8 protein-coding genes and 3 pseudogenes are annotated in these 12943 nt (G+C 42.5%); 9 read left to right on the plus strand and 2 right to left on the minus strand.

Annotated features, from left to right (window positions below; genetic code table 11):
- Window positions 1-818 (minus strand): LysR family transcriptional regulator (locus AC075J_RS13190; protein WP_476390404.1); only part of this gene is annotated, 818 nt, incomplete at its 3' end.
- A gap of 383 nt (window positions 819-1201) precedes the next feature.
- Between AC075J_RS13190 and AC075J_RS13195 the strand changes: the two genes are divergently transcribed.
- The 3 genes from AC075J_RS13195 to ttdB all read left to right on the plus strand — a co-directional run bounded on the left by AC075J_RS13195 (window position 1202) and on the right by ttdB (window position 4166).
- Entirely contained in the window at window positions 1202-2467 is a 1266-nt protein-coding gene (locus AC075J_RS13195; protein WP_118329999.1) for an SLC13 family permease, read from the plus strand.
- Between the two features lie 145 nt (window positions 2468-2612).
- Window positions 2613-3518, plus strand: coding sequence for a L(+)-tartrate dehydratase subunit alpha (gene ttdA, locus AC075J_RS13200; RefSeq protein WP_008707380.1), 906 nt, complete (start codon window positions 2613-2615; stop codon window positions 3516-3518).
- A 15-nt stretch (window positions 3519-3533) separates the two neighbouring features.
- Entirely contained in the window at window positions 3534-4166 is a 633-nt protein-coding gene (ttdB, locus tag AC075J_RS13205; protein WP_008707382.1) for a L(+)-tartrate dehydratase subunit beta, read from the plus strand.
- Window positions 4167-4485: 319 nt separating this feature from the next.
- Here the strand turns inward: ttdB and AC075J_RS13210 are convergent.
- Window positions 4486-4572: pseudogene (locus AC075J_RS13210) on the minus strand (DUF6783 domain-containing protein); the annotation flags it as partial.
- Here AC075J_RS13210 and AC075J_RS13215 point away from each other — a divergent pair.
- The 6 genes and pseudogenes from AC075J_RS13215 to AC075J_RS13240 all read left to right on the plus strand — a co-directional run.
- Window positions 4546-4614: pseudogene (locus tag AC075J_RS13215) on the plus strand (hypothetical protein); the annotation flags it as partial. The pseudogenes AC075J_RS13210 and AC075J_RS13215 sit on opposite strands and share 27 nt — an antisense overlap.
- Before the next feature lie 179 nt (window positions 4615-4793).
- Window positions 4794-7574: a transporter substrate-binding domain-containing protein gene (locus AC075J_RS13220; protein ID WP_271728640.1), complete on the plus strand. Its 2781-nt coding sequence runs from the start codon at window positions 4794-4796 to the stop codon at window positions 7572-7574.
- A gap of 137 nt (window positions 7575-7711) precedes the next feature.
- A complete protein-coding gene (uvrB, locus tag AC075J_RS13225; RefSeq protein WP_161234008.1) occupies window positions 7712-9700 on the plus strand; it encodes an excinuclease ABC subunit UvrB in 1989 nt (662 codons plus the stop codon).
- 485 nt (window positions 9701-10185) lie between these two features.
- A pseudogene (gene hrcA, locus AC075J_RS13230) lies at window positions 10186-11227 on the plus strand (heat-inducible transcriptional repressor HrcA).
- Window positions 11228-11244: 17 nt separating this feature from the next.
- Window positions 11245-11889, plus strand: a complete 645-nt coding sequence (gene grpE / locus AC075J_RS13235; RefSeq protein WP_022381213.1) for a nucleotide exchange factor GrpE — start codon at window positions 11245-11247, stop codon at window positions 11887-11889.
- Window positions 11890-11949: 60 nt separating this feature from the next.
- On the plus strand, window positions 11950-12943 hold a 994-nt coding region (locus AC075J_RS13240; protein ID WP_476390405.1), incomplete at its 3' end, for an Hsp70 family protein.

A 12943-nucleotide genomic window follows, 5' to 3' on the forward strand; every position in this document is an offset into this window, starting at 1 on the left:
CCCTTTTTCCATATCATTCCGATCTTTATGCGGATGGGTGGACTGAGGGGAATTCCTTTTATGCCGGAAGAGGCAAATCTGTCGGTCATGCTGGAATAGAGAAAACTTCCATATTTACAGGTCTTTACTAGCTGCAAAATCGTATAAATCTGGCTGCTGCGCATGACGATATCCGGAATGTAACCGTCCATTTCGAAACGTGTTTTCAACAACTGGTTCTGTACGGAATCAGCATTGAAAAAGATTAAAGATTCTTTAGACATTTCTTTTGTGGTAACCACTTCTTTGTCTGCCAGTCGGTGGTCATCACTTACACAAAAAACAACCTGGTCGTTGGCAAGGAGAGCCTTGTTAAACTTATCAATATTATACTGTTCCATATTTACCAGAGCCAGATCCAGAGTGTCGTCCTGTACCAGATTGCAGGCACGGACAGAGCCATATTCCTCCAGAACAACAGCGATTTCCGGATATTGGTCATGAAATGCGATGAGAAGCTCAGGAAAAAAGACGGTGCTCAGCATAGGCGGAATTCCGATACGAAGAGGGGGCTTTACTCTCGCCATACTGGAGTAATCTGCCTGAAGCTCGGTGCAGTACTGAAGAATGTAGGTAGCTTTGTTATAAAGCTCTTCGCCTTCTTCGGTAAGAATCAGTCGGTTTCCCTTCCTATAGAAAAGGCTGATGCCGAATTCAATTTCCAGGTCGCGGATAGCAACGGACACAGTGGGCTGAGTAACGTATAATTCCTCGGCTGCCTTGGTGATACTGTGGCAGCGGCTTGCTGTGCAAAAGTAACGGAGTTGGTTAAGTGTCATAAGTAAATACCTCTAAGTTCGTTCTATATGTCATTTCTATAGCAATTGCAGTATTTTCTGAAACTGCTTTAAGTTATCTTCAAATAAAAAATACCATATACCTATCATAATTTCCATATTTATTTCTAAAGTTTTTTTTAATATAGTAATATTGCATAAAAAAAACCTGCTAAAATTGAGATTATAAAAATTTTTTATGGGGATATGCAACCCATTAATTTGTTTTTTTATACGTGCATGATTTATAATAAACTCATCAAAGGAAACGTGCACGGCCGGTACCTTTCAAGAGAGATTAATAAAAAAGACGGATAAGTAAGACAAAAGCGAAGAGCAAAATAAAAAACGAAATCACAGAGAAAAAGTGAAAGGAGATCAATAAAATGTCTCAACAAACAATCACACTGTTATTTCTTGTGTTTACGATCATTAGTTTCATCCTCGAAAAGATACCACTTGGGCTTACAGCTTCGATCTGTGCAATCGGATTGACACTCACCGGAGTAGTGGATGTATCTACAACGTTTTCACAGTATGTAAACAGTAACGTAATCCTTTGTGTTGGCATGTTTGTAGTAGGCCAGGCACTATTTGAAACAGGAATGGCAAATAAAATCGGAGGTCTGGTCACCAGATTTGCCAGAACAGAAAGAACATTGATTATTGCAATCATGGTAATCGTAGGTGTGATGTCCGGATTCTTATCAAACACAGGTACAGCAGCAGTGCTGATCCCTGTAGTCTGTGGAATCGCTGATGAATCCGGCTATTCAAGAAGCCGCCTTTTGATGCCACTGGTATTTGCAGCAGCGCTTGGCGGGAATCTTTCCATCATCGGTGCACCCGGAAACCTGATGGGTGTAAACGCACTTCAGGAAATGGGGCTTTCCACAAGCTTTTTCATGTATGCACCGGTGGGAGTCCCGATGCTTCTGGTAGGAATTATCTACTTCGTTTTCATTGGATACAGATTTCTTCCGGATGGAAAAGGGGCTGTAGGGGCAACTGTTGAAAAACAGAAAGATTTCAGTGATGTACCGAAATGGAAACAGACTGTTTCACTGATAGTTCTGATACTTGTGATTCTTGCAATGATTTTTGAGAAACAGATCGGAGTCAGCATTGAGATTTCTGCATGCATCGGAGCAATCATTCTGGTGCTGGTTGGAGTTCTTTCAGAAAAAGAAGCACTGGCTTCCATTGATCTGAAAGTAGTATTCCTTTTTGGAGGATCTCTTACACTTGCCAAAGCCCTGGACACAACAGGTGCCGGTGAACTGATAGCAGATAAGATCGTAGGACTTCTGGGTGCAGACCCGAACCCGATTGTGCTTCTTCTGGTAATATTCATTGTAACCTGTGCACTGACAAACTTCATGTCAAACACAGCCACAACCGCACTGATGATCCCAATTGCAGTTTCTCTGGCAAACAACCTTGGTGCGGATCCGAGAGCTGTTGTTATCGCAACTGTTATCGCAGGCTCCTGTGCATATGCAACACCGATTGGAATGCCTGCAAACACTATGGTAGTAGGACTTGGAGGATATAAATTCAAGGATTACGTGAAATCAGGTTTACCGTTGATTCTGGTATCCTTCGTGATCTGTATGATCCTTTTGCCTGTTCTGTTCCCGTTCTATCCGTGAGAGGATAAAACATATGAGACGGAAGATTTTCCGCTTAATGTAAATGTATCAATAGAAATAAAGCAGAAAACATGCTGCTTTAGATAAATAACCCAAAATTAAAAGCCAAACAACCCTAAACCATTGAATGATCAGGAGGTAAATCATGACTAAGGAAAATGGAGTTAAAGTATTAACAGACATGGTAGCAGATTTTGTTGCCCACATTGGAAAAAAATTACCGGACGACGTAGTAACAAAACTGGAAGAGCTTGGTTCTCAGGAAAGCGCAGCACTTCCAAAAGTACTTTATGAGACAATGACTAAGAACCAGGGACTGGCTGTAGAGCTGAACCGCCCAAGCTGCCAGGACACAGGAGTTCTTCAGTTCTGGCTGAAATGCGGAACTAATTTCCCGTACATCAACGAGCTGGAAGCCCTTTTGAAAGAAGCTGTTGTACAGGCTACTTTTGCAGCACCATTAAGACATAACTCTGTAGAAACTTTTGACGAGTACAACACCAAGAAAAACGTTGGAAAAGGAACTCCGACTGTATGGTGGGACATCGTTCCAAACAGTGATAAATGTGAGATTTACGCATACATGGCAGGAGGCGGATGTACTCTTCCGGGAAAAGCAATGGTACTTATGCCAGGTGCAGGATATGAAGGCGTTACCGATTTTGTTCTTGATCAGATGACAACTTACGGACTGAATGCTTGTCCTCCGCTTCTTGTGGGTGTAGGTGTAGGAACATCTGTAGAGACAGCAGCCCTCAACTCCAAGAAAGCACTTATGCGTCCGATCGGTTCTCACAATGACAATGCAAATGCAGCAAAAATGGAGAAGCTTCTGGAGGACGGAATCAATGCAATCGGCCTTGGACCGCAGGGAATGGGCGGAAAATATTCTGTAATGGGTGTTAATATCGAGAATACAGCCCGTCATCCGTCTACAATCGGTGTAGCAGTAAATGTAGGCTGCTGGTCACACCGCCGTGGTCACCTGACCGTAAATTCTGACCTTACAGTAACCTGTGATACACATTCCACATGGAAATTCAACGCATAATCGGAGGGAAAAAACATGATCGAAATCAGAGGAGATAAAAAAGTTCTTATTACACCAATCAGTGAAGAAGACCTGGCTGACATCAAAATCGGTGATATTGTATGGCTGGACGGAGAGCTGATGACCTGCCGTGATGTGGCACATCGCCGTCTGGTTGAGTATGGAAGAGAACTTCCATATGATATCAAGGACAAAGCAATTTTCCACGCTGGCCCAATCGTTCGTAAAATTGAGGGAACAGAAGATGACTATGAAATGGTTTCCGTTGGACCGACAACCTCCATGCGTATGGAGAAATTTGAGTATGAATTTACTAAGCTTACAGGTGTAAGAGTAATCGTTGGAAAAGGCGGAATGGGACCGAATACAGAGCGTGCATGCAAAGAATTTGGTGCGATCCACTGTGTATTCCCGGCTGGCTGTGCAGTAGTAGCTGCAACAGAGGTTGAGAAGATCGTAGAACATCACTGGGATGAGCTTGGAATGCCTGAGACCTTATGGTGCAACAAAGTAAAAGAATTTGGTCCACTGATCGTATCTATCGATGCACAGGGCCGCAACCTGTTTGAAGAAAACAAGGTTATCTTCAATGAGAGAAAAGAAGCCGCTAAGCAGGCTATTTATCCGGAAGTTAAGTTTATTAAATAATGCATTTCAGTTTTACAAAAGTAAAAACCGTACGATTTCTTCTTTATTGTTTCAAAGATAAAAAAAGATAAACATCATCTAAGATGAAAAGAAAAGGTGGCTCACAGATTTTCTTCATACATGGTCTGTGGGCTGCTTTTTTCTGTATACGAAATTTAAATAAATAGTAACTTTAACCGAATCAAGTAAGTCCCCTGCGGAGGTTGCGAAAAGCAATAAGCAGTGGGTGGGGACTCGCATACAAATGATTATGCCACTGCTACATCTTTTTCCTCCGCCTTGAAATAAAAAGAATTATCCTGCAAGATTGTTTCAGGAATTAACATGTCGACACATTAGAGCGTGTCTGAAAAATCATTCCCGCAATCTGCACGCCCCACTTTGCGATATATTTTGTCCGAATTCGGTTGTCGTAGCCCATGAATTTTGGCAAGTAAAGATTATCTGAAAACTGAAAAAATAGGTATAAAAAATAAATATAGGGCTGTTGCAATGACGGAAAATAAGGTATGATATCTGCAGAAGCATGTTACACGTTTCTATAACCCGGGTGAAGTAAATGAAAAAGGCAATAATCTGTTGAGATATCTTCACCGGATAGACACAAAATCATTTGGAGAAAGTTATATGAAAAAGTTTAAGTTAAATGTACAGAGACATATCTGCATTTTATTATGCTTTATTTTATATATTACCGTGCTTCCCCTTCCTGTATCAGCAGAGGAAGCAAAATCCAAAACAGTCAGAGTAGGCTGGTATGAAGGAACTTATAATACCACAGGAGCAGACGGTCAGAGGAGAGGCTACAGCTACGAATACCAGCAGGCAGTAGCTGCGCATACCGGATGGAAATATGAATATGTGGAGGGAAGCTGGGCAGAACTGATGAGTATGCTGAAAAATGGACAGATCGATCTGCTGGGAGGCATTTCCTATACAGAGGAACGTTCCACTTCCATGCTTTTTTCAGAATTGCCTATGGGAGAGGATAAATATTACCTGTATGTGGATACTTCTAATACAGATATCTCCATTTCAGATCTGACTACATTAAATGGAAAAAGAATCGGTATGCTGCCGAATGCACTTCCTGCCGAAATGTTCCATGAGTGGGAGAAAAGTCATGGAGTGAACACGCAGCAGGTTGATATTACCGGTGCAGATGATGTTCGTCAGAAATTGAAAAATCATGAAATTGACGGATTTGTTTTAAATGAATCTCCACAGTGGGAAAGAGACGATATTTCTCCTGCTATTCTGATTGGTAGCTCCTATAATTATTTTGCAGTCAGCAAAAAACGCCCGGATTTGAAAGAAGAGCTGGATCAGGTAATGCAGAAGATAGAGAGGGAGAATCCTTTTTATACAGACGATCTTTATAAAAGGTATCTCTCTGCAAATTCCCTTGAAACTCTTACGGATGAGGAACAGAACTGGCTGGAACAGCATGGGGCGGTCCGGATTGGATATCTGAAAAATGATGTGGGTATCAGCCTTGTGGATACGGAGTCAGAGAAACCGGTAGGAATTATTAACGATTATATTAGTCTGGTATCCGGTTATCTGGGTGAACAAGCCATAGAATTTCAACTGACAGGTTTTGAATCCCAGGAGAAAGAGCTGCAGGCATTAAAGGATAACAGGATTGATATGATTTTTCATATGAACCAGAATCCATATGAAGCTGAGCAGAATGATATTGTATTGTCAAATACTGTTTTTGAAATTAATGTTGCAGTACTCACCGGTGTTAAGAAGTTTGATGAAAATAAAGAGAATACAGTAGCAGTGAGCAGGAATAACCTGCTGGGGAAGTGGTATATTTCTTTTAATTATCCATTCTGGAAAATAAAGGAATACGACTCATCTGCTGAGGCCGATAAAGCAGTTCAAAGTGGCGAGGCAGACTGCTTTGTTGTGAAGGCAGGACAGTCATTAAAGACACTGGAGGACAGCAAAATGCGCAGTATTTTTCTTACGAAATCCGGCGCTTCCTGCTTTGCGGTCACCAGGGAAAACACAACATTAATGAATATCCTGAACAAAACCATTCAGACTCTGCCTGCTTCCAGACTTTCCAGTCAGTTTTACGTATATGAAAACGCACCGGGCAAGGTTACTCTGGCAGAATACATAAAGGATAATCTGCGGGTAGTTTCCATTTGGTTTGTAAGTGTGGTCTTGATTATTGTATGGATTATAGTTTATCTGCTGATACAAGCGAGAAAAGCCAAGATTCAGGCAGAAAAGGCTAATGCCGCCAAATCAGAGTTCCTTTTCAATATGTCTCACGATATCCGGACACCCATGAATGCCCTGCTGGGATACAGTGAGCTGATAAAAAGGGAACTGACTGATCCGAAACTTCTGGATTATCAGGAGAAGATGGAACAGTCCGGAAATCTGCTTCTGTCTATTATCAATAATGTGCTGGACATGGCCCGGATTGAAAGCGGTAAGGTGGAACTGGATGAAGATTATGTGAAGATCAGAGATATTTATCAGGGAATTTACAAAATTTTCCAGGCGGAAGCGGAGAAAAAATGTATTCACCTTAAGATGGAATATGATGTCAAGCATGAGCACGTAATCTGCGATGAGACGAAGAACAAGGAAATTTTCCTCAATCTGATCAGTAATGCGGTAAAATATACAGCTTCAGGGGGAAGAGTTACCATAAGGATCACAGAGCTTGACTGTGACAGGAAAGACTATGTGCGGATACGGACTCAGGTAATTGATACAGGTATCGGAATGAGCGAAGAATTCCTTCCATCTCTCTTTGAGGCTTTTGCCAGGGAACGAAATACAACAGACGGAAAGATTGCGGGAACAGGTCTGGGAATGCCGATCATAAAGAAGTATATTGATATGATGTACGGAACTATTGAAGTAGAAAGTAAGCAGGGAGAAGGAAGTAAATTTACAGTTACCCTGGAATACAGGATTGCTGATAAGAGTTACTATGAACGGGCTACGGAAAAATTTTCAGATATGGATGAAACCAGGATTAGCGGAAAACATATTTTGCTTGCCGAGGATAATGATCTGAATGCGGAAATCGCACAGTTTATCCTGGAGGATATGGGACTTATGGTTGATCGTGTTGAGGATGGAGTTCAGTGTGTGTCAAGGATAGAACAGAAACCGGCAGGCACCTATGACCTGATCCTTATGGATATCCAGATGCCGAACATGGACGGCTACAGGGCAACTGAGATGATCCGCGGACTGTCAGATAAAGACAAAGCCACTATTCCAATCATAGCCATGACAGCCAATGCCTTTGAGGAAGACAGAAAAAAGGCACTGGCAAAAGGAATGAACGGACATATTGCAAAACCTGTTGATGCAGAAAAAGTTGAGAAGACTATTTGTTCGGTTTTAGGCAGCCAGAGTGAACAGTAACGCGACACGTTAAAGTACAGAACAGGTATTCGCTTGCTCTGTACTTTTTTTATATGGGATGATATACTGAAAATATAACCATATTAAACATATTTCAATTTTTGATAAGTGAAATTTGATTAAAACAGGAGAATATTATGGATCATTTTGAATTGCATTCCGAGTACAAGCCAACTGGAGATCAGCCCCAGGCAATTGAACGTCTGGTCAGAGGCTTTAAAGAAGGCAACCAGTTCGAAACTTTACTGGGTGTCACCGGTTCCGGCAAGACATTTACCATGGCGAACGTCATCGCCCAGCTAAATAAACCAACCCTCATCCTCGCCCACAACAAAACTCTCGCGGCACAGCTTTACGGAGAGATGAAAGAATTCTTCCCTGAGAACGCAGTGGAATATTTTGTCTCCTATTATGACTACTATCAGCCGGAGGCTTATGTCCCGTCTTCAGACACCTATATTGCCAAAGACTCCTCCATCAATGACGAGATTGACAAACTCCGTCTCTCTGCCACAGCCGCAATGTCAGAGCGGAAAGACGTAGTGGTCATTTCCTCCGTTTCCTGTATCTACGGACTGGGTTCCCCTCAGGAATTCTTTGACATGATGATTTCCCTGCGTCCGGGAATGACCAAAGACAGGGATGAGGTAATCCGGGAGCTGATCGACATTCAGTACACCAGAAATGAGATGGACTTCCACCGAAGCACCTTCCGTGTCCGTGGAGATACCCTGGAAATTTTTCCTGCCAACAGCTCCGATACAGCCGTGAGAGTAGAATTTTTCGGAGATGAGATCGACCGTATTTCAGAAATTGATGTACTGACAGGAGAAATCAAATGCCAGCGTTCTCATATCAGCATCTTCCCTGCATCCCACTATGTAGTGCCAGCAGAACAGATCCAGAGAGCAGCTGTAGCAATAGAAGAAGAATTAAAAGAACGTGTAGAGTATTTCAAAAGCGAAGACAAGCTTCTGGAAGCCCAGCGAATCTCAGAACGCACCAATTTCGACATTGAAATGATGAAAGAAACCGGATTCTGTTCAGGAATCGAAAATTATTCCAGACATCTGTCAGGATTAAAGCCCGGACAGCCGCCATACACACTGCTGGACTATTTTGGAGATGACTTCTTACTTATTATAGATGAATCTCATATCACAGTACCTCAGGTAGGAGGAATGTACGCCGGTGACCAGAGCAGGAAGCAGACACTGGTAGACTACGGATTCCGGCTTCCTTCAGCCAAAGATAACCGCCCCTTAAGCTTCGAAGAATTCGAATCCAAACTGGATCAGGTCATGTTTGTATCCGCCACTCCGGGACAATATGAGTATGATCATGAACTCCTCCGTGCAGAACAGATCATCCGTCCAACCGGACTTCTGGATCCGAAAGTAGAAGTCCGCCCCATTGAAGGACAGATTGACGACCTGATCGGGGAAGTAAACAAAGAAGTGTCAAAGAAACACAAAATACTGATCACCACTCTCACCAAACGAATGGCAGAAGACCTGACAGAATATATGAAAGAAGTAGGAATCCGAGTCCGTTACCTCCATTCCGATATCGATACCTTAGAACGTGCCCGCATTATCCGTGATATGCGTCTGGATGTCTTTGATGTACTGGTAGGAATCAACCTCCTTCGAGAAGGCCTGGACATCCCGGAAATCACCTTGGTAGCAATCCTGGATGCAGACAAAGAAGGCTTCCTCCGTTCCGAAACCTCTCTCATCCAGACCATCGGACGAGCTGCCCGAAACAGTGAAGGCCATGTAATCATGTACGCAGACAACATGACCGATTCCATGCACAAAGCCATCACCGAAACCAACCGCCGCCGAACCATCCAGGAAGCCTATAACAAAGAACACGGAATCACTCCGACTACTATCAAAAAAGCAGTCCGCGACCTCATCGCCGTATCCAAAGCAGTAGCCGAAACCGAAGTCCGACTCCAGAAAGACCCAGAGTCCATGACCCGCAAAGAACTTACCAAACTTATCACCCAGGTAGAAAAACAAATGCGCGCCGCAGCCGCAGACCTCAACTTTGAACAGGCCGCCGAACTACGTGATAAAATGATCGACCTGAAAAAGAACCTTGACGCTCTTGATAAATAGAACAAATGACCTGAAACAAGAAAATACTAATTGCGGTCAAGCCTGCGAGAAGAAAAGAATGACCTGAAACAAGAAAATGATAATTACGGTCAAGGCTATAAGAAGAAAAGAATGACCTGAAACAAGAAAATAACAATTGCAGTCAAGCCTATGAGAAGAAAAGAATGACCTGAAATAGGAAAAGAAAAATTACAGTCAAGGCCAGGGCAGGAAAAGAATGACCTGAAACAGGAAAAATATTTTTATGGTCAATTCCAGAACAGGTTACAAGTAATATGAGATAAAAAATGATGTTACAGTCAATTTCTCACAGCATTCTTTTCATCAAATCAAATAAATAATATTGTTATGAAATAACAAAAAATTCACAAAATAATATTGACAAACCAAATCAAGAGTGCTATCTTATGAGCATAAGGTGTTAGCACTCCTAAAACATGAGTGCTAACAAACCAAAAACAAAGGCAGTAAAGGAGTGGAACTTCATGGATCAGGAATTAGATGATCGTAAAAAGAAAATACTAAAAGCCATCATCAAAACCTACATGGAAACAGGCGAACCGGTGGGTTCCCGGACCATTTCCAAGTTTGCAGATTTAAATGTAAGCTCTGCCACCATCCGGAATGAGATGTCAGACCTGACAGATATGGGATATATCGTACAGCCCCACACCTCAGCCGGAAGAATTCCTTCTGATAAAGGTTATCGCCTCTACGTAGACGAGCTGATGAAAGAAAAGGAATCAGAGGTTCAGGAAATCAAGGAATCTCATGATAGAGAAAACTGACAAACTGGATAAAATGCTGAAGCAGGTAGCAAAGGTACTGGCCTCCAATACCAACTATGCAACAATGATCTCTGTTCCACAGTACAGCGGAAGCAAGATTAAATTCATCCAGCTTTCCCGTGTGACACCCCTTCAGCTTGTGGCAGTAGTAGTGAGTGATAACAATGTCATCCGAAACCAGATCATCAATCTGGATGAGGAGATGGACGATCAGACAATCCTGAAATTAAATCTTCTTCTTAACACCAACTTAAATGGGGTGCCCATTCAGGATATCAACCTGGGAATGATTGCCCGCCTGAAAGAACAGGCAGGTGTACATGGCTCTGTGGTTGGCACAGTCCTTGATGCAGTGGCAGACACCATCCAGGTAGACGAAGACGATATGCAGATATATACTTCAGGAGCAACCAACATTTTCAAGTATCCGGAGCTTGCAGACACAAGCAAAGCGAGCGAGCTGATTTCAGCATTTGAAGAGAAGCAGGATCTGGTAGACCTGGTGAAAGAGAGAATGTCTGATACCGAGAACACAGGAATTCAGGTGTACATTGGTGATGAGATGCCGGTGCAGACCATGAAAGACTGCAGTGTAGTCACAGCCACTTACGAACTTGGAAAAGGAATGCATGGTACCATCGGTATCATCGGTCCCAAGCGTATGGATTATGCAAACGTAGTTGACAGCCTGAAGGCTTTGAAAGTCCAGCTGGACGAACTGATTAAGAAAGAGAGTTAGAAAGGCGGTAATAGAGAGTGTCAGAAGAAACAAAGAACACAGCTCAGGAAGAAGAGACAACAGATACTCCGGTAACAGAAGAAACTGTTGAGAATGAACCTGAAGTTGTAGAGAACGGCGAAGCAGAAACAGAGGAAATCCCGGTAGAGGACGGAGACGAGGAAGCTTCCCAGGATGACAAGAAAGACAGCAAATCAAAAACTTCTTTCTTCGGCAAGAAGAAAAAAGAAAAAGATAAATTTGAACAGCAGATTGAAGAACTTACAGACAGGCTGAAACGAAACATGGCTGAATTCGATAACTTCCGTAAGAGAACGGAGAAAGAGAAATCCAGTATGTATATCATCGGAGCCAAGGACATAGTTGAGAAAATGCTTCCGGTTGTGGATAACTTCGAGAGAGGTCTTGCACAGGCACCTGAAGGAGATTCTTTTGCAGATGGCATGAAGATGATCTACAAACAGCTGATCACCACATTAGATGAGCTGGGCGTGAAACCGATTGAAGCAGTGGGTAAGGAATTTGATCCGAACTTCCACAACGCAGTAATGCATGTGGAGGATGAAGAAGCTGGTGAGAATATTGTGGTAGAAGAATTCCAGAAGGGTTACACCTACAAGGATTTCGTAGTCCGCCACAGTATGGTAAAAGTAGCCAACTAATTTACATGAAAATATAGAATATATCAAATCTAGTTGAAAATAAACAGGAGGAACAAGATTATGGGAAAAATCATTGGTATTGACTTAGGTACAACAAACAGCTGTGTAGCCGTAATGGAAGGCGGACAGCCAACAGTTATTGCTAATACAGAAGGCGCAAGAACAACACCATCAGTTGTCGCTTTCACAAAAACAGGAGAACGTCTTGTAGGTGAACCTGCAAAACGTCAGGCAGTAACAAACGCAGAGAGAACAATCTCTTCCATTAAAAGAGAGATGGGTACTGACTATCGTGTAACAATCGACGACAAGAAATATTCTCCACAGGAAATTTCCGCTATGATTCTTCAGAAACTGAAAAAAGATGCAGAAGGATACCTTGGTGAGAAAGTTACAGAAGCAGTTATCACAGTTCCTGCATATTTCAATGATGCTCAGCGTCAGGCAACAAAAGATGCCGGTAAAATCGCAGGTCTTGATGTAAAACGTATCATCAACGAGCCAACAGCAGCAGCTCTTGCATATGGTCTTGACAATGAAAAAGAACAGAAGATTATGGTATACGATTTAGGTGGCGGTACATTCGATGTATCTGTGATCGAAATCGGTGACGGCGTTATCGAAGTACTTTCCACAGCAGGTAACAACCGTCTTGGTGGTGATGACTTCGACCAGAAAGTTACAGATTACATGCTTGCAGAGTTTAAGAAAGCAGAAGGCGTAGACTTAAGCAATGATAAGATGGCACTTCAGAGATTAAAAGAAGCTGCAGAGAAAGCAAAGAAAGAGCTTTCTTCCGCAACAACTACAAACATCAATCTGCCATTCATCACAGCTACAGCAGAAGGCCCGAAACACTTCGATATGAACCTTACAAGAGCTAAATTCGATGAATTAACACATGACTTAGTAGAAATGACAGCAGAACCGGTACGTCGTGCACTTTCAGATGCAGGTATCACAGCATCTGAACTTGGCCAGGTACTTCTGGTTGGTGGATCTTCCCGTATCCCGGCTGTTCAGGATAAAGTAAGACAGTTAACAGGCAAAGAGC

Source organism: Blautia sp. ZXY-1-C6 (assembly GCF_056339875.1).